Below are 21004 nucleotides of genomic sequence, written 5' to 3' on the forward strand. Positions count from 1 at the left end.
TCGACTATTTCACGGGGCTGTTTGGACCACATCCCATTCCGTCATTCCGCAATTGGCAAGCGGCTGCCCGCTATACCCGCGAAGCGCTCGCGGACAAATCATCCCTGCTGCAGAAACAGGCTGAGATTGGCGATTGGTGGCGCGCCAAGAAGCAGGCCGTCCACATACAGCTCCGCAACGCCGCCACCGGTCCATCTCGCCGGGATGCCTTGCAACGCTTTGGCGCTCTTGCCCGCAATCGTTATCCAACGCTCTACGAACCTTTGCGGCTTGCAGAACTTCTGCGTCACCAAAATGGCACAAGCCTGATGAGCAGGCTGAAGCGTCCGGGAGGGCCGCTCAAGCGGATTACCCGAGAAAGCTTGCGTAATCTTCGCGCCTGAGAGCTTCCGCGCGCTCAAGTCTCGACTGCACCGGTCTCGACGTCTTTGGAATGCCGCTGCAAGACCCGGCTACGCAAGGATCGATTTAGCGAATAGAAGCACTCGGCATAGAGCAGGGACCCCGCGCCATAAACGATGACATAGGCGACGATAAAGGCATCGATGCTCCAGTGAAATAGGGCCATCGACACGCTGATGAGCACCATGCCAGCGAACGTAATTCCGGCGCGACGGGCCAATTCCTCGAATTTTCCGGTGCCGATCAGCACGATCTGGCAAGTCGTCTGTATCAACATGAACACCAGCATCGCGCAAATGGCGAATCGCATCGCCGGCGACACAATTCCTCCCTGACCGAGAACAAGCCGAAAAATCTTCTCGCCGAAGAGCGCTATAGCAACGATACCCGTGGCCATTGGCAAAATGCCGATCAAGAGCCCTTTGCCGGTCGCACGTGCCAGCCCGGCCGCGTCGTTGTGATGTACGGCCCGTGTCTGCTGTGGCAAAGCGGTCTCGGCGCCGATCGAATAGGTCATCGCTGCAAAGCGTGTCACCTTGTAGAACATATCGAACGCGACAATCGCCGCTGCGTCCCTTGTTGCCGTCAGCAGGTAGTATGGGAAAACGCTGATGATGAAATCCGTCAGCGACAGCAGAACGGTGGCCCGAATGCCCCTGACTTCCCGGCGAAGCAACTCAAGGCCTCTGGGAAATTCTCGGGTATCGGCGACGAAGCCGTACGATTGCGCCAACCAGATCAATATAACCACGGACGATAGCCATACCAGCAGATTGAGCGCGCTGTAGGACGCAAAGGAAAGCCCAAGCAACATCGCGGCCGTTGCCGCCAATATCGCTATTCGTCTGCCCAGATCGACCAGCTCCGTCGCGACAAATCCGTCCCGGGCGTTGATCACCGATCGCAGCGCCATGCGTGGCAACGCGCATACCGCACCGGCGAAGATCAATAGATAGGGCAGGCCGTATGGGCTCACCTGGACGAGATTTGCGGCGATTGCTGCCGCCAGAACGGCGACCGAGATCACGCCGATAGCGATGTAGATCGTGACGATGGTCACCACCAGCGCGCGATCATCCTGGCTCGTCCGGGGGGCGCCGGTTGCGGCAAGGTAGTTGGCGCGGAGCTTGAAGAATGTCAGCCCGGTGATGCCAAGATCGCTCTGCAAGACAAGGGCCGCGACCGCGAGCAGGCTTGCCATGACCGCATATGAGTCCAAGCCAATGGCGCGAACCAGCACGTAGGCGAGGACGAAATTGGATATTGCGGTGAGGGCGGCATTCATGCCCTTTAGCGTCAAGAGTACGATCGAGCTGTGCGAGCGCTGCCCCGATCGCGGCTTGATAGTGTTCGCCGGACCGTCCTGTCCGCGATCGTTGGTTGGCAAGTCGAGTTCGGTCATCTCGGAGACATCGCCGCCGCGGCCGGATAAACCGGGATGCGCTCGTTCGTCTCCTCGCGCGCGCGGGCAGTCTCGCCGGCCAACGCCCCAGGCCACACCACGAGCGCCGCAACCTGCATCAGGATGGACGGATTGAGCAGGTAGCCGCCGAGGAAAAGATAGGTATATCCCACGGCAAATCGCAGGCCTTTCGGCCCCTTGCAGAACGCCAGATAGAAGAACCTGAAATAGACAAGTGAACCTACCAGGCCATATTCATAGATAACCTTTCCCCAGGTCGGATCGAAGGCATTGAACGAGAACAACCGGAATTGCTCCTGAACCGTACCGGGCCCACGTCCGAGGAAAAATGTCAGATCGTTCGCAAATACGACCCTCTGAAGCACGCTGAACATCGATAGGAAGCGCGCCCATCCGCTCGAATCGACGTCGGAGAATTCACTCAAACGCCGGGTGAATGCATCGAGCGACAGCGCATCACCAAAAAAAATCAAAACGGCGGAGACTAGCGCGGCGAAGAAAAACAGGCGCGCGTGGCCATGCCGCAAAAAATAGACAGGAAGAAACAGCGCAAGCATCGTCAACCCGGTGCCGGAGTAGCTGCATACGAGGCCGGCGGTTAGAATAAGAAGCCGGATTGTCCGCGGCCCAGCTCGCAGTTCGGCAACCACCGCTATCGCGAGAAATTGGCAGAAGAACGCAGGCTCCAGAAAGAATACGCCGTTGCTTTTGTAGACGGGCGAGGTCCAGTAGAGCGGAATGAGCGAATTGTAACCGGCAACGGTCAGGTTATCCGGCAGGTGCTTGTCCACAAAGAAGACGACATCGGCGCCGACGACGAACTGTCCGACGAATTGCAGGACACCGATCAGCGCACAGGCGCAGCCGACGGTCGAAACAAACTTCAGCACGCTCTCATAAGAAATGTCGGCCGATCTGCAACGGAAAACGAGCGGCAGCTGCGCGACGACGAGAAACCCCAATGAAAGCACCGAAACATTCGGACTTGGCGACAGTGCTGTGCTCAAGATCCCCATGAGAATAAAGGCCGCGTACCAGATGAACGCGGGCGTATTGACCTCGATCAGGCCGAACAAGAAGGCGCCGGCCGTTACGGCAGGAAAGACGAGCAGGTTCAAGGGATAAACGCCGCCGGTGCCCGGCAGCGCGATCTTTTGTAGAATGACCTCAAGCAAAAGTGTCGAGGCGCAGAGCACGAGGCCCGGTTGTGCCGGCCGTGCGGTGATGCGTGCCAGTGAAATATCGGCCATCAAAGGCTTCCTGCAGGGATCGACACGCTAGCTGTCGTAGAATTCAACGATAGAGCCGGTAACTCGCGATCTCCTGCGCCGCAGCAGGGGCGGCCGCCTCCGACGCCCAGCGCTCCCTGATGCGCCCATCCGAAGTATCGGACCAACCGTCGTCTTCGGCGCCGGCCCATTCCTTGAACCGTGAGTCGTAATATGCACGGCGGCCCAGACGCGCTTCCCGCCGACGCTTGCTCATGGCCTCCAGCAACACGCAGGCCGCTGCACCACCGACGAGACCGATCACAGCCCCGAGCGCAACGAAAAGCGGCTTGGGAGGAAATACCGGCTCGGTCGGAGCGGTCGCCGACTGGGCAACCTTGACATTCGAAAGCTTTTCGCTGGCGTCCCAGTCGGCGTTCATTTGGGCATCGGCCGCCCGGCCAACATGAGCTTCGAGCACCTTGGATACCTGCTCGAGCTGGTCGTTGAGACGACGAAATTCGGCCGAAATCGACGAGAGAGATCCGAGCTTCTTTTCGACATCCGACAAGGCCTCGGTCTGCGACTTTTCGAGCGACCGCAGGCCAACGATCTCGGAGTTCAGGTTGACCAGCGACTGCGCCGTTTCCTGAAACACGCGCACCAGAAGAAGCGGGGATTCATTCGCCGGCACCTTGTTGGAATCCGTCAGCGCGTCGCTGTTACCTGTTCCCTGAGGCACACTCTGCTTCGGCCCGACGATCTCGCCCGGAATCGAAATGCGGCGGCGCAATTGCGTTAAAGTGTTCTGAAACGTGGCCGCCTGCGCCTCTTTCTCCGCGATCGAACCACGTGTCTTTGCCAGCGCCGCGAGCGTCTCGTCGCGCCTGGAGAGTGCGAGCTCGATTTCCTGGCTGACTGAATAAATGGCATGTTGCTTGGAAAAGTCGCTTAGCTCCGCCGAAGCCTTCTTGTATTCATCGCGGTAGTGCGCAGCCTCCTGGTGAAAGAAAGCAGGTGCCTCCGCGTTGCCGCTCAAATCAGCCTGCCGTTGCAGGAAATCGCGAACCACGAGCCCCAGGAACTGCTCGGCCACCTTGGGGTCCGGGTGCCGAAATGTCAGTGACAGAATCTGGGAATCCTTTTCCAGATTTACGGCGAGCCGTTTCTTGACCTTCAGCAGCGCGCGATCGAGGTCCGAACGTCCGTCATCCCGATTTTCGGATCGAAGCGAATTGGCAGCCTCCATGGTCAGCGTCGCAAGGTTCGGCGGCAATAAGCCCAACACCCGCCACGACACGGACTTGTTCCGGTCCGGATAAAGCTTTTTTGGCCCGAATTCACTGATGGCCTGTCGAAGCACGTCTTCGCTGTTGATGATGTAGATCTGCGAATTCAGCTGATAGCGAAGGGTATCCGGAAATTGCGTTTGCTGTCGCTGTGCCCGGTCGAGGGTGGTCATCAACAATGCTTCGGACTGAAACATCGGCGTGACCATTTCCGTGAATACGATCACGCTCGCTGTGATCAACGCAAATACGACGACAAACGTGAGCTTTCTCGCCCAAACAATCTTGCTGAGTACGCTGAACGACATGCAGAGCTCTCTGTTGGAACGCTTTGGCAGGTGCGAAGTAGCCATGTGGCAAGTGCGAAATCACGCGTTCGTTCCAAACTTTTGTGAGAGCGCGGGGAACCGCATGGGCCTGCCGACCGAGTGAACACATCTATCAAGCGAGAACCGTCATGATCCTGCGCGCGTGCGTTGTTGTCATTTTTCTTCTCAGCGTCGGTCGCCCGAGCTCAGCAGGAACTCCAGCTCTCAGCGTCTATGTCGGCAACAGCCCGTCGGAACTGCGGCGGTTCGAAGACTGGCTTGGCAGGCCCGTGGACCAGATCGCGGCTCACACGGGACGCGCTAACTGGACGGACTGGATCAGCAGCATCAAATGGTCGATCCAGCTTTGGTCGCCGCTCGATAAGCCGATTCGCTGGACAATCCCAATGTTCGCCGACGGCGGATCCTTGTCGGAAGCGGCTGCCGGAAAATATCAGGAGCGCTACGAACAGGCGGCTAGACTGCTGTCGCAAACGCGCCCCTCGGACGCCGTGATCTACATCCGAACCGGGGAAGAGTTCAACGGCGGCTGGATGCCCTGGTCCGCGACCGGGCGAGAGCAGGAGTTCGTCACCGCCTATCGGCATTTTGTCGACGCATTTCGCTCAGTCTCAAACCGCTTTCGATTTGAATGGAACGCCAACATCCGCGAAACGCGCATGAACCCCGCTGACGCCTATCCGGGCGACGATTACGTCGACGTCATGGGCATGGACTTCTACTACAACACCAAATGGAACCCGACCGATCCGATCAAGGCCTGGGATGAAATGGTCAGTGGCCAATATGGACTGCAGTGGCTGGAAGACTTTGCCGCGAGGCATCACAAGCCCACAGCGTATCCGGAGTGGGGCGTCAATTTCGACGGCGCCGGCCCTTACATCGAGAAGGCAGCGCAGTGGTTCTCAGGGCACAATGTGCTCTATCAAAGCCTCTGGAATTCAAATGATGATTTTCCCGGCAAACTGACTGACAACCAATACCCCAACGCTGCAATCGCCTATATCGACAGCTTCGGGGCGAAAGGGAGCGATAGCCAGCGGCGTTAGCGCACAGCCTCAATAGAGGCAGGCGCGGGCCACGCTTTGGACGCCGTGCTACGAAGCACCCGATAGATGAAGCCCGCTGCCCAGCTGTGATGCATGATCATTGCGGCCGGGCCGGCTACGCAGCCGGCCGGATCGCGTTCCGATACGGCCAGAAATAATCCGCCAGTCATACAGGCCCCGACATAGGCCAGACCCGGCAGAAGAAAAAGCGGCGAAACTACAATTCCCGAGGCCAGACTGAGCGCGTTTAGTCCAAGGGCGCCGACTGGAAGAATTTGCCTGAGTTTAGGTGGCCGACGGTGTTTCAACATCGTCTTCGCGCGCCCGGAACCGTGGTTGAAGTATTGCCGGGCGAGCGCGCCAAAGGAATTTCGCGGAAAATAGCTGATGGCAAGCTCCGAGCACAACCATATCCGCGCGCCCGACCGCCTCAGCCGAAGGTCCAATTCCGCGTCTTCGTTGTGGGTGAAGCTCTCGTCATAGCCGCCGACAGCCAGAAAGGCGCTACGGTCGAAGGCAGCGTGATGACCGTGGTCAACATATCGCGAGCTCGTTGCAGTTCGATGTGCTGCCCCGCCGTTGCCCAGCCGGCTGTTTTGCGCAGCCGCGATCCCTCGCTGGAGGAAGCCTTTGCCGCGCGTTCGCATCGGAACGACCACCGAGGCGACCTTCTGTTGGTTCAGTTCCCCGACAAGACCCGCAACAAAACCCGGCGGATATTCGGCATGCGAGTCCGCGCGAACGATGATCGCCGATTGAGGCTTTGCCACCTTCGCCCCGAGATTCACCGCCGCCGATTGATAGCGGGCCGGATTCCTCTCCAGGCGAATGCTCGCATTGCTCGACGCCAGCTCCTCGACAATCGACGCCGTCCGATCGGTGCTGCCGCCATCGAGCACAATCAATTCGTAATCCAACCCTTCGACAGGGATCAACGAACCGATCGCTTGTCGAATGTATTTCTCCTCATTCAGCGTTGGAACGATTATCGAAACGGACGGTTCAGATCGCATGCCATGATCTCCACACGGGAACTCACGCCGAATCGCAGCTTTGCTACATCGACGCTCCGGGGCACAATGCAGACCAACAATGCGCGTTCCAAACGAATGGTCCCTTCTATCCTTTGGCTTGGACGAATTATTCCAATCCCGTTGAACGCAGGTGACCGCGTCTATTCTGCCCATTTGGCGGGCGCCGTAGCAAGGCAGGGTGCGCAAGTTGTTTTCCTCGGGCTGGATAACCCCGATGAAAAGGACGGCAACCCAGCCGACCTCGAACCAAGCGTCTACTGGAAGCGGATACCTGGCGTAGCGCGTTCCAGACTGCGATCGCTGTTCAGTTCGTTGCCAATGGTCGGCGCGCGATTTGCAACGACCCAGTATCGGAACGCAATCGCGAGCGAGCTCGCGCTGAACAATTACGACGTCGTCGTGTTCGATCAATATGCGATGAGCTGGGCCGTACCACTTGTGCAAACGCTTGCGCGTAACCGGCCATTTTTCGTCCAAGTAGCTCATAATTTTGAAACCGCGGTCAATGATCAGATCGCGCGCAACTTTTCCGGCGATTTTATCCGGAAATGGCTGTTACAGGCGAATGCGAGGAAAACACGACGCGCCGAGCAGAATCTGGCACTTGCCAGTCAACTGCTCGTGACCCTGACGGAGGAAGATCGCACCGCGTTCGCAGAAATCAATCCGTCGCTTGCCTCGATCGTTCTTCCGCCCGGCTATGCTAACGTCAAGCAGGCGAGCCGAACCGTCAACGCGGACGTTCCACGGCGCGCGATCATTGTCGGCTCTTTCCGCTGGATTGCCAAACAGATCAATCTGGAGCGCTTGCTCGAAGCCGCAAGCGCCGTGTTCGTGCCGAATCATATTGAGCTGCATATCGTCGGCTTCGTGCCCGAGGCCGTTCTGTCCCGACTAAGATCGCGTTTTCCCTGGGTCGTCTTTTGCGGCTTCGTCGATGACTTGGGCGAAATGTGCCGAAATGCGCGAATTGCTCTGATCCCGGAGGAGGTCGGTGGCGGCTTCAAGCTGAAAACTCTGGATTACATATTCTCCCGCGTGCCCGTCGCATCGGTGGAAACGGCACTCAACGGCATTCCCGCCGGGCTGAGGTCATCTTTCCTTGTAGAGCGCGATATCGAGACATTGCTGGGAACAATCGTTGCGGTGATCGACGACGTCGAGCGGCTGGATCGGATGCAGAGGCGGGCATTCGAGTTGGCGGAAGATATGTTCAGCTGGGATGCCAACGCGAGCCACCTGCTGGAGGCGTTGACGCCTGCCATCGGTCGTCGCGAAGCCGAACGACCGCTTCTGAAATCTGCCTAATTATGACGCAGCGGACCGTGCAATCTATTCGAAGTTCTTCGGACGGTCTGAGGATCCTCTGATAGGCTGCATCCCTTCAATTCGGGTGATCGTTTGCATTGGCTGGAGCGGGTCTGCCATAGCGGCTCGCGGCTCATATCCGACAATCGGCCGCGTCGCGTTGCGAATGAAACGTTGCGCAGGCACCTCGACCACCGTTCTCAGCCCGATCGATGCTGAAATGACCAATAGGGTAGCCGCAGCAATCGCGGCGATCGGCGGAACGCCGAGCCGCTCGGCGTTGAAAATGAACCAGTATCCGACGACCTGATGGATCAGATAGAGCGAATAGGAAGCCTGACCTATGATAACCAGGGGCCGGAAATTCAGAATTGCCAGTCGCCCTGTTGCCGTCAGAAATACCAATCCGACGAATACACAAACGCCCGCTCCACTCGTCGGACGTAACCAGTGTGGCTCGATACCAACGAAAGCGACGACAATAGCTGCTGCGAAGGTTGCAACAGTAAGCCGATCCGGCCGCATCGCGGGTGAAAGCGCGAACAGCATTGCGCCGGCCACGAACAGCGGCGAGTAGTTCGAAACCAGCAACAGCTGGAATCGGACATGTCCAGGCAGGAACCCACGCACCGCCAGCGACACCGCGAGCCAAACCAGGCAAAATATCTCAAACCGCAGCTTTGGCAGCGCGTAGGTGGCCGCTGCAGCCATAATGTAGAAAGAGACTTCCACGCCCAGCGTCCAGTAGGAAGCATCGAGATTATTGGCCTTTACCAGTTGGGGTAATCCGATGATTGCGTTCCAAGCGATGTCGCGCGTCTGAATTTGCGACGGATTGAAGCCGATTCCGAAGACGACAATTCCCGTAATCATGGCGCCGGCCAGATATGCCGGATAAAGCCGCGCCAGACGGCCCCAGGTGAAATCAGTCAGCGATGATGAACGTTCAAGCGTCCACGCGATGACAAAACCGCTGATGACAAAGAACAGTTCGACACCCAGGTGGCCCCATTCAACATTCGGCACCGGCCCGGTATGTGGACCGACGACGCGTTCATAACCGCTGGTGTAGTGGAACAAGAGCACAGCCAGGGCCGCAATTGCCCTCAAACTGTCGAGTGCCGGCAGCCGGTCTCGGTCTCTCGCGTTCATGTGTCATCTCACTCGCGCGAAGAACCGGTGGGCTTTCCTTGCCGCTTTTCGCATATGCGGGAAAAAGCCGGCGTTACGTCTCCGTTCCAAGTTCACGCGCAATCTTCTCGATTGGCGCACGCCGTGGTCGCTATCGTCTGTAGCGCGCGATCATACGTTCGCGCCGCTTGTTCCTGCATCCGCTCGAGCAAATCTGTCGATGATGAGAAAGGCTCGTTCGGATCTGGGCGAGGCAGTGGCGCTTTTTTGGTGCATTCGTGCACGCAAGGAACCCTCGGTTAATTTTCCATGTCATTAGGAACGATGCGGACGAGCGTGATTTTATTTGCATCGCAGCATTCTTTCACGTCTCGGAGTAGTCGCTTATGGATGGAATAGCAAAGACACACAGTGCCGATGGTGAAGCGCTGTTTGTTTTGGTAACGACGCCGCGCCCGATTGGATTGGCTTCAAAACGGGCGGTAGATATCGTTCTGGCACTGTGCGGAATTGTTCTGCTTGCACCGTTTTTCATCATTTGCTGCGCGATCATAGCCAGCTTTTCCGCAGGCCCGGTGTTCTTCCGCCACCGGCGCGTCGGGTTCAATGGCAAGCGGTTCGATTGCCTTAAATTCCGCACGATGGCGGTCGATGCCCAAGACCGGTTGCGCCGGCATCTCGACTCTGATCCTGCGGCGGCGGCCGAATGGCTGGCGACGAGAAAGTTGCGAAACGATCCGCGCATCACCCCAATTGGCGCTGTCTTACGGAAGTCGAGTCTGGACGAACTGCCGCAGCTATTCAACGTTCTCAAGGGCGACATGAGCATCGTCGGACCCAGGCCAGTGACGGAGGAAGAGCTGGGCCGCTATTCCGATTCCATTAATGCCTATTATGCGTGTCGTCCGGGCATCACCGGCCTCTGGCAAGTCAGCGGCCGCAGCACGACAACGTTTCAAAGGCGAGTCGTGCTTGATAGCTACTATGCGCATCATTGGTCGATCGCCCTGGATGCCAAGATCATCATGGCAACGATTCCGGCGGTCTGCTTCTCCGATACAGCGTATTAAAGTGAACGTAGCCTTGGCTCGGTCGGCATTTGCGGATGTCACCATTCGGCTAGGCGAAATCCCCGATCGATAGCCCCTGAGAGAGAACTGCTGTTAGCAGCAGACCCCTAGGGGCGCGTTCGCCTTGAACGACTAGCAAGACTGAATTTGTTCTGGTCTCGGCACGGTCGCCCCGGTCGACCGCACAAGACCCTTTCCGTAGGCGCGAAATCTCGTAACATAGTTGCAATTCACTTTCGCGCGCGCCTGAGTACACGCCGATCTGATCGGCACATTCTCGACAAACGAACAATAAAAGTGCCGATATCGGCGATATTGGAGGGGCCGCCACATGATGTATTCCGCCATAGCGCTGGTCATTCTGGGAGCTGCGGCTGGAGTTGCGTTCCGATGGAAGGTGCTGCTGCCGATCATCGTCCTCCTGCCGTTCGCTGTCATCGCCATCTCGATAGCTCGCGGCCTCAGCCATGCGGAGACCGCCGCCGCAATCGCCGTTTCGGAAGCCGTTTTGCAGACCGGTTATTTTTTCGGCTTGCTGGTGCGCCTCATCGCGAGCTTGGCGATGCAATCCTTCACCGCGGCCGGCTTTTCCCGGGGCCGGCGTGACGGCACAACGCGGCGAAACGACCGGCATACGGCTCCGCCCGCCGGAGCAAGCGGACCATGAATCTCAATATTGGCTGATGGAACGGCCGCTCGATGAGATGACCTCTGGCGGGACGAAACTAGCGGGAATTCGCAATGGGCTGGACCGCCGAGCCGATAATGAGCTGGCGGTCCCTCGCGCACGATAATGCGTTTACTTCTTTTCAGGCTCCCAGGACGTCGTAGTCTTGTTGTATTTGAAACCGGCTGAATTCTTCAAATTGTCTTTCGTTTCGTCCAGTGTGAGATACCACTTATCGTCCTTCTTGGCGGATTTCACAGCCGAGAATGGCACGATCACGTCTTTCTCGCCGGCGCCGAGGAAGCCTCCGACACCGATGACAAGGCCGGTAATCTTGCCGGACTGATCGACGAGAACATCGTCGACGTCACCGATCTTGTTCTGCTTGGGATCGTAAACCGACTGCTTGTAGTAGTTCGTGACGGTTGAGCTTTGAGCCGGTACCGCCGTCATGGTCGTTGCTGCGTAAGCGGATGTGGCGCCGGCCATAACCAGCACGCACGCCGTGATAAGCTTCTTCATCAAAACCTCCTCCATAATCGTGGATATCAAACGGAATAGGGGTACAAACGTTCCCGGACACAGCTCGTCGGGAGCTGAGCATTCGGTGATGGCCTTACTCCCGATACGCGAAGCAAAAATAGGAACGAACGCATTGCGATAGCGTCGTTGACGTGCTGCCGGCTTCTGTTTTCCGGGAAACAGCTGCGCCTCTTCTGACGGCCCCAGCACGGAACCCCGCCGGGGCCGTCCACGAGATCATGCCGATGCGCCGATATCACTTCGATTTGGTCGACACCAATACCGTGACTGACGCCAGCGGAGCGGTTCTGGATAACGACGATCAAGCGCGAAAGGTTGCCCGCGAGCTTGCGCAGGAGGTGAGGGCGCAGCGTCCCGGATTGGTCGGCTTGGGCTATGAGATACTGGTGAGGCGCGACAGCGGCGAAGAGATCTGGCGCACGGCTATCGACGGCCTTCCAGGGCATCGAAATGACAAGTAGCTACAGCAAGAGTACAGACCCGATTTGCTCGCAATCACAAAAAAATAACATAGGTTATTGAATAGGTCGGTCGAGAACCGGCTTATCGCGGTGGAGAGATCGCCCCGTGAACGCCTTGATCCGGAAGCTTGAACACTTTGTGAAGCTGTCGCCCGGCGACCGCGCCATATTAACGCGTGCTGCCTCGGAGCGTGTTCGCAAATTTGGCCCGCGTGCCGATATCACCCGCGAAGGAGACCGCCCCAAGGATGTACATCTGGTTCTTACGGGGTGGGCTTGTCGATATAAGCAATTGGAAGACGGACGCCGCCAGGTGGTGTCATTTTTTCTTCCCGGCGACATGTGTGATCTGAACGTCTTTATCCTAAAGGAGATGGACCACTCGATTGGCACCATCACTTCAGCCACGGTCGCCGATCTGTCGCGGGAGTTCTTCGACGAGATTAGCGCCGGCTATCCGCGCATTGCCACGGCGTTATGGTGGGAAACGTTGGTCAACGCCGCCATTCAGCGCGAGTGGACGATGAATCTCGGACAGCGAACCGCTTTGGAGCGGATGGCGCATTTGTTTTGCGAGATTTTCTTCCGCTTCCGCCTTGCTGGCTTTGCCGAAGGCCTCAGTTGCGATTTTCCATTGACGCAGGCCGACCTCGCGGATGCCACGGGGCTTTCCAAAGTCCACGTCAATCGCACTCTTCAGGAACTGCGAGCCGGGCGGTTGGTGATCCTGAAAGGCAAGACGCTAACCGTCCCGAGCCTCGAACGCCTCATGGACGCTGCGCTATTCAATGCCAATTATCTGCATATGGATCACGAAGGTCGTCAACTCGACGCAAATGAATTTCCCGACGCAACGGACGGCGCTAAGGCGAGGGACCTCGCGAAGGGGTATTAAGAGCGGAAGCCTATTTCGACGGAACTACCCGTGGCGGATTTGTGAAGTCGCCCGAGCGCCCGGCTGCCGTATCGGCTTGGCGCGCTCTCTTCAGAAGAGCATCTCTTTCCGCGCCGGGTGGCAGCTCGGCAGCCTTCCTGCTGACCTCGCCAGCGTAGAGAGCAAGACGATCCTTGAGTGACAAAAACCGCTTCGATCGCATGTGAACGTCCGCTGCCAAGTTAGTGCGCTACCAGAAGTGTGGCGACCCGACGGCCCCCGTCCCAAATCTCGATCGGATGTTCGCGGACGAGCGATTGGCCCTGGACCAAAGCGTCTTCATCGTCGCGGCACTGCAGAATGGCGGGCGGAACGAACACTTTTCCACTCTCGTCAAGTGAGTAAAACCTGTAGTAGGTCATAGCGATAACCCCGCCACCAACCCGCCCTCACGGCTAAAATATGGTCCGACTCGTTCTCGCGTCTTTCACATAGGTGAATCGAATGTGGCGATTTTGATCGCGGCGCCCGGTGGCCGATGCCACCGGATCGCGCGGCGATCGTGTTTTCTTTGAGCATGGATCGGACTGTCTTGGTCCTGTCCGGTCTCGCCCGGACGAAATCCGGGCAAAGTGCGGCTTGGAACGAGAGTTTTCAGCAGTCGTTGATGACGTGTTCAAATCGAACAGAAGTTGCCGAGGCGATGGGAGACGCTGAAGCGGGATATGCGATCGGCACGATTATCCGCTGATCTGTAGAACGGAGATGATGATGGGCGTCGCGCAATACGAGGTCGTACCTGTCGGAAAATTCTGGGGCGTTCAGCACGATGGAAGAATAAACGGCGAGTATTCTACTAAGGAAGCTGCGTTCGAATCAGCTGCCGTTGCCGCTTCGATGGCAATCCACCAGGGACACGAGGTGCACCTGCGGGTTCCGAGCGAAAGCAGCGTGATGGGTTCGCGAACCTGACGAACTCACCATTTCCATTTCCAACCACGTTTCGAACCGCTGTTTGAGGCATTCCCTCGCATTTGCGGAGCTAAAAATGAGCAAAGAGAAACCAAACGACGATCCCCGGCAAAAGACAGACAAGGGATCATTCCGGCAAACCAATGAACCTTGGAAGCAGCCGGTCGAAAAGGAGCAGAACCCGAGCGGCGCGCAAAAATCCGACCTTGAACGTTGGCAGGAAACCAATACGCACTAGCGGGTTCGAGAAGATCAGGGCGCCACGGCCGCCGTTCACCCGGACCACAGGGATCGCCAACTGGTCTCTATGCCGGGCCGGGTTGGGATATCCGCCGTAGAGCATTTACGGTGCCGTCGCCCGGCGCCGAGCGCACAATGTCTCCAAGCGCAATAATTCCCACCAGCTGCTTGTCCCGGTTGACGACGGGCAGCCGACGAACCCGGAGCTCACCCATGTTGCGGGTCACTTCATCGAGCTCCTGGTCGTCGAAGCAATATTTGACATCATTTGTCATGATGTCTCGGACAAGCGCATCGGGCCCGCGGCCCATGGCAACGCCGCGGACGACGATGTCGCGGTCCGTGATCATCCCGACCAGACGTTCGTTGTCGGTAATCGGCAACAGCCCGACGTCGAGAGCCATCATCGCTTCGGCGGCATCTCGCAACGTGTCCTCGGGTGTGCAGAGCTGCACCTCGATCGTCATCGCATCACATACCTTCATGCATCGCCTCCCAGGTCCCAATTTGCGATAGCCGGAAGAACCGGCCATAGCGGCGAACGTTCCTCGGAAACTCGTCCGAGGCTCTAACCAGCATTCAACAGTGCTTGAGACGTTGAGAACGCGATCGGAGCGCCTACCAGGCAAAGTTCCACAAGGAACTTCGGCAGTTACGACCTGTTGGTTCAGCACATCTGTAGTCCTGCAAGGAGCGGCGGCCATGAGGCAGAAGGCAAAGGTCGAGACATACGACGCACCCGCCGGCGGATGGGGCTCGCTCAACGCCGTCGCTCATATTCTCACCCAGGAAGAGGTCGCGATTCTCGGCAGCGAGATTCTCCTCAAGCAGAACAAGCCAGACGGATTCATGTGCGTGAGCTGTTCGTGGGCCAAGCCGGCGAAACCGCACCCGTTCGAATTCTGCGAAAACGGTGCCAAGGCAACGGCATGGGAGATTACCGGAAAGACCGCAACGCCCGAGTTCTTCGCCGCGCATACGCTGAGCGAACTCCGCGGCTGGTCAGACCACCAGTTGGAAGAGCAGGGACGGCTGACGATGCCGATGCGCTACGATCCCGCGAGCGACAAATACGTGCCGACCTCATGGCAGGCGGCTTTCGAGGAGATCGGGGCGGAGCTGAAGAAGATCGATCCCAGAAGCGTGATCTTCTATACCTCCGGCCGTGCATCACTCGAAGCCAGCTACATGTACCAGCTGTTCGGACGAATGTACGGCAGCAATAACTTCCCCGACAGCTCCAACATGTGTCACGAGACGACCTCGGTCGCGCTGCCCGAAGTGATCGGCTCACCCGTTGGCACGGTCCTGCTCGACGATTTCGAACACACGGACTGCATCTTCTTTTTCGGCCACAACACCACAACCAATGCGCCGCGCATGCTGCATCCTTTGCAGGAAGCGGCACAACGCGGGGTGCCGATCATCACCTTCAATCCGCTGCGCGAGCGGGGCTTGGAGCGGTTCACCAATCCACAAAATCCGGTACAGATGATCGCGGGCGGTACGCGTATCAGCACGCATTATTATCAGGTCAGGCCCGGTGGCGACGCCGCGGCCATCGCCGGAATCTGCAAGGCGGTCATCGAGGAGGATGACGCAGCTATAAGCACTGGCCTCGCGCGGATCATCGATGTCGACTTCATCGAGAACCATACGTCTGGTTTTGAGGAGTTTACGGCGTTCTGTCGTAATCAACGATGGGAGGAACTTGAGCGCGCAGCCGGACTGAAGCGGCAAGCGATGATCGAGGCCGCATCGGTTTACACAAGATCCAACGCGGTCATCGTCAATTATGGGATGGGCATCACCCAGCACAAGCACGGCGTCGAGACCAACAAGATGATCGTCAATTTGCTGCTGCTGCGTGGCAACATCGGAAAACCCGGCGCCGGCATTTCCCCGATCCGCGGGCATTCCAATGTTCAGGGACAACGCACCGTCGGAATAACCGAAAAAACCAAGCTGGTCCCGCTCGACAGACTGTCCGAACTCTATGGCTTCGAGCCGCCGCGCTGGGATGGACTTACCACTGTCGACGCCTGCCAAGGCATCATCAAAGGCGAGGTCGAAGGCTTCATCAGTCTTGGTGGAAATTTCCTGCGCGCGGTTCCCGAACGCTCGCTGATGGAGCCTGCCTGGTCCGGATTAAGATTGTCGGTCCAGATCGCGACCAAGCTTAACCGCAGCCACGTCGTCCCCGGCGAATTGACTTACTTGCTACCGTGTCTTGGCCGCATCGAAATCGATCGGCAGGTGACAGGCGCGCAGGCGGTGTCGATGGAGGATTCCACGACCTGCATCCACGGGTCGCGAGGGCAACGTAGACCGGTGGCCGACACGCTATTGTCCGAACCAGCCATCATAGCCGGTCTTGCCAAGGCGACATTGGCCCGCAATCCGAAACTCGACTGGGACGCCTGGATCGCCGATTATTCGCTCATACGCGAGGCCATCGAACGAACCTATCCGGACCAGTTCAAGGATTTCAATCGGCGCATGTTCGAGCCGGGCGGATTCCCGCGGCCGTTGGCGGCTCGCCAGCGCCAATGGAAGACGCCCAACGGGAAGGCAAATTTCACAGTGCCAAAATCTGCCCTGAATCCGCCACCGCAGGACGACGGCGTGTTCGAGCTGATGACCATGCGGGCCGATGGTCAGTTCAACACGACGATCTACAACGAGGACGACCGCTTCCGCGGCGTCCACGGCAGTCGCTACGTCGTTTTCATGAATCCGGACGACATCATGGCGCTGGATCTAAGGCCCGGAGACCTCATCACGCTTCAAACGGTTGCAGATGATGCCGTCGAGCGGTCGGTGGGTGAGCTGCAGGTTGTCGCCTACGATATCCCGCGCAAGGCATTGGCAGGCTACTACCCCGAGCTGAACGAATTGATCCCGCTCTGGCATTACGCCGAGGGGAGCAAGGTGCCGGCGGCCAAATCCATTCCGGTTCGAATCTCCAAGCCCACGATCCCGGAGCTTATTGACGAGATCCCGATCGCAGCGTCCCAAACGGTAAGTACATCATGAGATCAAAGACCATCGAGAGCGGCGCCAATCGGGTATTCGTCTTGATACTTGATGACGGCGAGGAGGTCTTCAAAGCGATCACGGCGTTCGCCAACCGCGAACGGATCGAAGGTGCATCGGTAACGGCCATCGGCGCTTTTTCCGAGGCGAAAGTCGGCTGGTTCGATCTTGCGGCCAAGACGTACAAGCCGATTGGCATCGGCGAGCAATGTGAAGTCTTGAGCTTGATTGGAGATATTGCCCAAGGCGACGATGGCGGAGCGAGCCTGCACCTACACGCGGTCCTTGGCCTGCAGGATGGCTCGGTGCGTGGTGGGCACCTTATATCCGCAAAGGTCCGCCCGACGCTGGAGGTAACAATCACCGAGACGGTCGAGCACCTACGGCGCAAAAAGCGCAGCGATCTTGGCATCGCCTTGATCAACTTCTAGCCGCGCCGACACCGGCAGCCTAGGAACCTAGGCTTGGGTGCAAGAGTTTGTTGATCAGTGCCCTCCAATCTCCGGGAGTTTTTATGGCGACACAGATTGTCATGGACTTAAACGGCGACAGCCGCCACGAATTCGATCCTCAAAATGCTGAGGCGGTCGCGAAAGCTGAGAAGCGCTTCAAGGAGTTGACTGGCGCGGGCTTCACTGCGGCGGCGCGAACGTCGACCGGGGAGAGCAGCCTGGTCAAATCGTTCGATCCGACCACGCGCGAAACCTTGTTCTTTCCACGCCTGATCGGCGGATAAGCGTGTTCTGGCTGAGTCAACGAGCCGGCGAATGCGAGTGGCGGGCGCGCGCCGTTTATGGGCTCTTCAGAAGCGCCAGAAATGCCAATACGCCCGAAATCCGCGGCCTGCGGTTGCTGCGGTCGTGGCTGTCGCCCTCGCAACTCGCCCAATTTGACGCTTTCGGCTACTTCGATGTCGTCGGAGGCGAGAGCGGAAAGAAGTATCGTATCAAGTTCGGGATTTGCGCGAACATCCTTGAACTGACCGAAGAGGATATTCCAAAGGTCGGCTGGTGCGTCGTGCCCGACGGCTGTCTGGTGGCCGGTGACGTCATGCTTGCCCAGAAAATCGCACTTGAAACCTGCGAATGCGCGGCCCTCGCCAGGGCAAACCGGTTAGGGGCACCGGCGCGATGTTAGTGTGGCGGATCAGAAGTCCGCGCCATTGCGGCCACTATGCGGTCTTCTGATCCGAAGCCAAAACAGATCAATAAATTAGCCGGTGTCCTGGCAATTACGGAGTTAGAAAACTGGCTCGGAAAATGCTTCGAACTTCGGAATTGGGACCACTAGAGCGATCGTTATGACAGGCGGCCGCCGTTCATGCGGTCAGCCTGCTGCTCATGCAGAGCTTTCAAGGCATAGTGCGACAATATTTGCGGGTCGCGGATACCCTGGTTGAAGGCTTCGACGATCAGTTTCGCCGCGGCGGCCCGAATGTAGTCGTCCTCATTGCTGCCGTGCGGCTCGCAGGCATCCATAACGACGGCGAGCGCCTCGTCGAGGACAAGTTCGTCATCCGTGACCGGCCAGGGAAAGTCGCCTACCACGGAAAGACGCTTTCGTAGCTCGCCTCCGAACCATCGGCTGGTTTGCCCAGCAAGGTCGTCAAGCGGTGTTGTGGCGGCGTCGGAGGACGGCGATCAGCCGTCACGAGGAGACCCTGTTCGGCTTCATAAGCGAGCCGATAGAGCAGGTCAGCGATCGCTTTATCGTTTTCGGCGAGCGCGAGCCGGCGATACCGCGAGGCTCGAACGCAATCCAGCATGCTACCCATCGGATGCTTCCAGGATCCATCTCCTTCTAGGCAAACGTTCGTTCGCCACATCGTTCCTAATTGTTGTGTGCTCGGTGATCGGCATTGTTTCTGCTCGGTGATTGGCGCTGGGCACATGATCCGGACGAATCCAGCTCCCACCGCGCCGGGATCGATCTGAGCGCATCCCGCTGCCCGCGAGCATGGGTTCTCCATACCCCAACGAAGGATCAAGAAACCCGCTCCATCGCCGCGAGTTGGTCCTGCACGCAAGGCTCACCCGCCGCTCGGAACAACCGACCGACGCGCCGGATTTGCAAATCAAGATCATCCCAGCCAGCGAGCAGTTCCATGTCCGAAACCGTCGGCGATTTCCTTGTTCAACGCCTGCACGCCTGGGGCGTCCGCAGGATCTTCGGGTATCCCGGCGACGGCATTAATGGCGTATTCGGCGCGCTCAATCGGGCGAGGGGCAAGATCGAGTTCATACAGGCAAGGCATGAGGAGATGGCCGCGTTCATGGCGTCCGCCTATGCCAAGTTCACAGGCGAACTCGGCGTCTGCATTGCCACCTCCGGGCCCGGCGCCTCTCATCTCATCACAGGTCTCTACGATGCAAGGCTCGATCACATGCCGGTGCTGGCAATCGCCGGCCAGCAGGCCCGAACTGCGATTGGCGGTCATTATCAGCAGGAAGTCGATTTGCCGGCGATGTTCAAGGACGTCGCCGGCGCCTTTGTGCAGCAGGCGTCCTCGCCGGCGCAGGTGCGCCACTTGGTCGACCGCGCCGTACGGACTGCGCTCGGCGAACGGCGGGTGACGGCGATCATCTTGCCGAACGATCTGCAGGAGCTGGCCTATGAGGAGCCCCCTCGCGCGCACGGCACGATCCATTCCGGTGTCGGATTTACCAAGCCGAAAGTCGTGCCCTATGAGGCAGATCTGCGCCGGGCCGCAGATGTGCTGAACGCTGGGTCCAAGGTTGCCATATTGGTTGGAGCCGGCGCTTTGGGCGCAACCGAGGAGGTTATCGCAATTGCGGACAAGCTCGGCGCGGGCGCGGCGAAGGCGCTGCTGGGCAAGGCCGTCTTGCCTGATGATCTGCCTTGGGTCACCGGTTCGATCGGCATGCTCGGCACCGAGCCGAGCTACGACCTTATGATGGAATGCGACACCCTGCTGATGATCGGGTCTGGCTTCCCTTACTCCGAATTCTTGCCGAAGGAAGGCAAAGCGCGAGGCGTCCAGATCGATATCGCGCCGGACATGCTTTCGTTGCGCTATCCCATGGAGGTGAACCTGGTCGGTGACGCCGCCGAAACGCTGAAAGCGCTGCTTCCGCTCATCGATCAGAAGAGCGATGGCACCTGGCGCAGACGCATCGCCGATAATCTGGAGAGTTGGTGGAAGAAACTCGAAGAACGCGCCATGCAACCGGCCAAGCCGGTCAATCCGCAGCGCATCACCTGGGAGCTGTCGCCCCGACTTCCCGAGCGCGTCATTCTGACCAGCGACTCCGGCTCGTGCGCCAATTGGTATGCACGGGACCTGAAGATCAGGCGCGGGATGATGGCGTCCCTGTCGGGGGGATTGGCGTCGATGGGCGCAGCGGTCCCATACGCGATCGCCGCGAAGTTTGCCCACTCGGATCGACCGGTCATCGCACTCGTTGGCGACGGCGCCATGCAGATGAACAACATGGCCGAGCTCATCACGGTCGCAAAATATTGGCGGCGCTGGATCGACCACCGCTGGATCGTTTGCGTCCTCAACAACGAAGATCTCAATCAGGTCACCTGGGAACAGCGGGTGATGGAGGGCGATCCGAAGTTCGACGCATCCCAACAAATTCCAAATGTCCCCTACCATCGCTTCGCCGAACTGATTGGCCTGAAGGGCATCTATGTCGATAACCCGAACCGGCTCGGTTCCGCCTGGGACGAAGCGCTCGCGGCCGATCGCCCCGTTGTGCTCGAGGTGAAGACCGACCCTGAAGTGCCGCCGCTGCCGCCCCATATCACCTTCCAGCAGGCCAGAAAGTTCGCTGAAAGCCTGATCAAGGGAGATCCGAACGAGTCACGGGTCATCGCCGGCGCCGCGCGTCAGGTCCTCGAGTCCATTTTGCCCGGGGGGAGACGGGATGATGGCTGAACGTGCGGAGGCTGTGACGATAGATGCGGTCTCTGCGGCCGCATACCGGATACCGACGGATCGG

22 protein-coding genes and 1 pseudogene are annotated in these 21004 nt (G+C 58.4%); 14 read left to right on the forward strand and 9 right to left on the reverse strand.

What is annotated here, in order from left to right; all coding sequences use genetic code 11:
* Window positions 1–383: pseudogene (locus tag VFL62_RS11030) on the forward strand (hypothetical protein); the annotation flags it as partial.
* Between the two features lie 14 nt (window positions 384–397).
* On the opposite strand, the gene VFL62_RS11035 reads toward VFL62_RS11030, so the two are convergent.
* The 3 genes from VFL62_RS11035 to VFL62_RS11045 all read right to left on the reverse strand — a co-directional run bounded on the left by VFL62_RS11035 (window position 398) and on the right by VFL62_RS11045 (window position 4630).
* Complete coding sequence (locus VFL62_RS11035) at window positions 398–1804, reverse strand: hypothetical protein (RefSeq protein ID WP_325172408.1); 1407 nt, start codon at window positions 1802–1804, stop codon at window positions 398–400.
* Window positions 1801–2901: a hypothetical protein gene (locus VFL62_RS11040; RefSeq protein WP_325172409.1), complete on the reverse strand. Its 1101-nt coding sequence runs from the start codon at window positions 2899–2901 to the stop codon at window positions 1801–1803. Before VFL62_RS11040 ends, VFL62_RS11035 begins: the two co-directional genes overlap by 4 nt.
* 217 nt (window positions 2902–3118) lie before the next feature.
* Window positions 3119–4630 carry a hypothetical protein gene (locus VFL62_RS11045; RefSeq protein ID WP_325172410.1) on the reverse strand — a complete coding sequence of 504 codons (1512 nt, stop codon included), beginning with the start codon at window positions 4628–4630 and terminating at the stop codon, window positions 3119–3121.
* A 149-nt stretch (window positions 4631–4779) separates the two neighbouring features.
* Here VFL62_RS11045 and VFL62_RS11050 point away from each other — a divergent pair, with 149 nt between their 5' ends.
* On the forward strand, window positions 4780–5700 hold the full coding sequence (locus tag VFL62_RS11050) for a glycoside hydrolase family 26 protein (protein ID WP_325172411.1): 921 nt from the start codon (window positions 4780–4782) through the stop codon (window positions 5698–5700).
* Here the strand turns inward: VFL62_RS11050 and VFL62_RS11055 are convergent.
* Window positions 5697–6713, reverse strand: a complete 1017-nt coding sequence (locus VFL62_RS11055) for a glycosyltransferase family 2 protein (RefSeq protein WP_325172412.1) — start codon at window positions 6711–6713, stop codon at window positions 5697–5699. The two genes, VFL62_RS11050 and VFL62_RS11055, sit on opposite strands and share 4 nt — an antisense overlap.
* Before the next feature lie 3 nt (window positions 6714–6716).
* Between VFL62_RS11055 and VFL62_RS11060 the strand changes: the two genes are divergently transcribed.
* Window positions 6717–8042 carry a glycosyltransferase family 4 protein gene (locus tag VFL62_RS11060; protein ID WP_325172413.1) on the forward strand — a complete coding sequence of 442 codons (1326 nt, stop codon included), beginning with the start codon at window positions 6717–6719 and terminating at the stop codon, window positions 8040–8042.
* Window positions 8043–8066: 24 nt separating this feature from the next.
* On the opposite strand, the gene VFL62_RS11065 is transcribed toward VFL62_RS11060, so the two are convergent.
* On the reverse strand, window positions 8067–9194 hold the full coding sequence (locus VFL62_RS11065) for an acyltransferase (protein ID WP_325172414.1): 1128 nt from the start codon (window positions 9192–9194) through the stop codon (window positions 8067–8069).
* Between the two features lie 365 nt (window positions 9195–9559).
* On the opposite strand from VFL62_RS11065, the gene VFL62_RS11070 reads away from it, so the two are divergent.
* Both VFL62_RS11070 and VFL62_RS11075 read left to right on the forward strand, forming a co-directional pair.
* Window positions 9560–10243, forward strand: coding sequence for a sugar transferase (locus VFL62_RS11070; protein WP_325172415.1), 684 nt, complete (start codon window positions 9560–9562; stop codon window positions 10241–10243).
* Between the two features lie 397 nt (window positions 10244–10640).
* Window positions 10641–10910: a hypothetical protein gene (locus tag VFL62_RS11075; protein WP_325172416.1), complete on the forward strand. Its 270-nt coding sequence runs from the start codon at window positions 10641–10643 to the stop codon at window positions 10908–10910.
* 132 nt (window positions 10911–11042) lie between these two features.
* On the opposite strand, the gene VFL62_RS11080 is transcribed toward VFL62_RS11075, so the two are convergent.
* A complete protein-coding gene (locus VFL62_RS11080; protein ID WP_325172417.1) occupies window positions 11043–11432 on the reverse strand; it encodes a PRC-barrel domain-containing protein in 390 nt (129 codons plus the stop codon).
* Window positions 11433–11671: 239 nt separating this feature from the next.
* Here VFL62_RS11080 and VFL62_RS11085 point away from each other — a divergent pair, with 239 nt between their 5' ends.
* From VFL62_RS11085 to VFL62_RS11100, 4 genes are all read left to right on the forward strand, one after another.
* A complete protein-coding gene (locus VFL62_RS11085) occupies window positions 11672–11914 on the forward strand; it encodes a DUF6894 family protein (RefSeq protein WP_325172418.1) in 243 nt (80 codons plus the stop codon).
* Between the two features lie 106 nt (window positions 11915–12020).
* Window positions 12021–12809 (forward strand): Crp/Fnr family transcriptional regulator, encoded by a 789-nt coding sequence (locus VFL62_RS11090; RefSeq protein WP_325172419.1) that lies wholly within the window; start codon window positions 12021–12023, stop codon window positions 12807–12809.
* Between the two features lie 750 nt (window positions 12810–13559).
* Window positions 13560–13760 (forward strand): hypothetical protein, encoded by a 201-nt coding sequence (locus VFL62_RS11095; RefSeq protein WP_325172420.1) that lies wholly within the window; start codon window positions 13560–13562, stop codon window positions 13758–13760.
* Window positions 13761–13836: 76 nt separating this feature from the next.
* The gene (locus VFL62_RS11100) at window positions 13837–13998 is read left to right on the forward strand and encodes a hypothetical protein (protein ID WP_325172421.1); all 162 of its coding nucleotides are present in this window, start codon (window positions 13837–13839) and stop codon (window positions 13996–13998) included.
* Window positions 13999–14065: 67 nt separating this feature from the next.
* Here the strand turns inward: VFL62_RS11100 and VFL62_RS11105 are convergent, their stop codons facing one another.
* Entirely contained in the window at window positions 14066–14485 is a 420-nt protein-coding gene (locus tag VFL62_RS11105; RefSeq protein WP_325172427.1) for a CBS domain-containing protein, read from the reverse strand.
* A gap of 217 nt (window positions 14486–14702) precedes the next feature.
* On the opposite strand from VFL62_RS11105, the gene VFL62_RS11110 reads away from it, so the two are divergent.
* The 4 genes from VFL62_RS11110 (at window position 14703) to VFL62_RS11125 (ending at window position 18173) form a co-directional block, all read left to right on the forward strand.
* Complete coding sequence (locus tag VFL62_RS11110) at window positions 14703–17036, forward strand: FdhF/YdeP family oxidoreductase (protein ID WP_325172422.1); 2334 nt, start codon at window positions 14703–14705, stop codon at window positions 17034–17036.
* Entirely contained in the window at window positions 17033–17467 is a 435-nt protein-coding gene (locus tag VFL62_RS11115) for a PPC domain-containing DNA-binding protein (protein ID WP_325172423.1), read from the forward strand. The genes VFL62_RS11110 and VFL62_RS11115 overlap by 4 nt, the downstream gene beginning before the upstream one ends.
* An 83-nt stretch (window positions 17468–17550) precedes the next feature.
* Complete coding sequence (locus VFL62_RS11120; protein WP_325172428.1) at window positions 17551–17772, forward strand: hypothetical protein; 222 nt, start codon at window positions 17551–17553, stop codon at window positions 17770–17772.
* A gap of 2 nt (window positions 17773–17774) precedes the next feature.
* Window positions 17775–18173: a hypothetical protein gene (locus tag VFL62_RS11125; protein WP_325172424.1), complete on the forward strand. Its 399-nt coding sequence runs from the start codon at window positions 17775–17777 to the stop codon at window positions 18171–18173.
* Window positions 18174–18334: 161 nt separating this feature from the next.
* Here VFL62_RS11125 and VFL62_RS11130 read toward each other — a convergent pair whose 3' ends face one another.
* A complete protein-coding gene (locus VFL62_RS11130; protein WP_325172425.1) occupies window positions 18335–18583 on the reverse strand; it encodes a hypothetical protein in 249 nt (82 codons plus the stop codon).
* Window positions 18577–18810, reverse strand: coding sequence for a hypothetical protein (locus VFL62_RS11135; protein WP_325172426.1), 234 nt, complete (start codon window positions 18808–18810; stop codon window positions 18577–18579). Before VFL62_RS11135 ends, VFL62_RS11130 begins: the two co-directional genes overlap by 7 nt.
* A gap of 330 nt (window positions 18811–19140) precedes the next feature.
* On the opposite strand from VFL62_RS11135, the gene VFL62_RS11140 reads away from it, so the two are divergent.
* Window positions 19141–20940 carry a thiamine pyrophosphate-requiring protein gene (locus VFL62_RS11140; RefSeq protein WP_325172429.1) on the forward strand — a complete coding sequence of 600 codons (1800 nt, stop codon included), beginning with the start codon at window positions 19141–19143 and terminating at the stop codon, window positions 20938–20940.
* The last annotated feature ends 64 nt before the right edge of the window (window positions 20941–21004 follow it).

Origin of the sequence: Bradyrhizobium sp. (assembly GCF_035701725.1) — a bacterium.
Taxonomy (GTDB): Bacteria; Pseudomonadota; Alphaproteobacteria; order Rhizobiales; family Xanthobacteraceae; genus Bradyrhizobium.

What these genes read in the sequence shown, in the direction of transcription:
- VFL62_RS11135 (WP_325172426.1), bottom strand. Translation starts at nt 18,810, where the DNA reads ATGGGTAGCATGCTGGATTGCGTTCGAGCCTCGCGGTATCGCCGGCTC.
- VFL62_RS11035 (WP_325172408.1), bottom strand. Translation starts at nt 1,804, where the DNA reads ATGACCGAACTCGACTTGCCAACCAACGATCGCGGACAGGACGGTCCG.
- VFL62_RS11070 (WP_325172415.1), top strand. Translation starts at nt 9,560, where the DNA reads ATGGATGGAATAGCAAAGACACACAGTGCCGATGGTGAAGCGCTGTTT.
- VFL62_RS11105 (WP_325172427.1), bottom strand. Translation starts at nt 14,485, where the DNA reads ATGAAGGTATGTGATGCGATGACGATCGAGGTGCAGCTCTGCACACCC.
- VFL62_RS11045 (WP_325172410.1), bottom strand. Translation starts at nt 4,630, where the DNA reads ATGTCGTTCAGCGTACTCAGCAAGATTGTTTGGGCGAGAAAGCTCACG.
- VFL62_RS11115 (WP_325172423.1), top strand. Translation starts at nt 17,033, where the DNA reads ATGAGATCAAAGACCATCGAGAGCGGCGCCAATCGGGTATTCGTCTTG.
- VFL62_RS11110 (WP_325172422.1), top strand. Translation starts at nt 14,703, where the DNA reads ATGAGGCAGAAGGCAAAGGTCGAGACATACGACGCACCCGCCGGCGGA.
- VFL62_RS11140 (WP_325172429.1), top strand. Translation starts at nt 19,141, where the DNA reads ATGTCCGAAACCGTCGGCGATTTCCTTGTTCAACGCCTGCACGCCTGG.
- VFL62_RS11080 (WP_325172417.1), bottom strand. Translation starts at nt 11,432, where the DNA reads ATGAAGAAGCTTATCACGGCGTGCGTGCTGGTTATGGCCGGCGCCACA.
- VFL62_RS11060 (WP_325172413.1), top strand. Translation starts at nt 6,717, where the DNA reads ATGATCTCCACACGGGAACTCACGCCGAATCGCAGCTTTGCTACATCG.
- VFL62_RS11100 (WP_325172421.1), top strand. Translation starts at nt 13,837, where the DNA reads ATGAGCAAAGAGAAACCAAACGACGATCCCCGGCAAAAGACAGACAAG.
- VFL62_RS11050 (WP_325172411.1), top strand. Translation starts at nt 4,780, where the DNA reads ATGATCCTGCGCGCGTGCGTTGTTGTCATTTTTCTTCTCAGCGTCGGT.
- VFL62_RS11055 (WP_325172412.1), bottom strand. Translation starts at nt 6,713, where the DNA reads ATGCGATCTGAACCGTCCGTTTCGATAATCGTTCCAACGCTGAATGAG.
- VFL62_RS11095 (WP_325172420.1), top strand. Translation starts at nt 13,560, where the DNA reads ATGGGCGTCGCGCAATACGAGGTCGTACCTGTCGGAAAATTCTGGGGC.
- VFL62_RS11120 (WP_325172428.1), top strand. Translation starts at nt 17,551, where the DNA reads ATGGCGACACAGATTGTCATGGACTTAAACGGCGACAGCCGCCACGAA.
- VFL62_RS11065 (WP_325172414.1), bottom strand. Translation starts at nt 9,194, where the DNA reads ATGAACGCGAGAGACCGAGACCGGCTGCCGGCACTCGACAGTTTGAGG.
- VFL62_RS11085 (WP_325172418.1), top strand. Translation starts at nt 11,672, where the DNA reads ATGCCGATGCGCCGATATCACTTCGATTTGGTCGACACCAATACCGTG.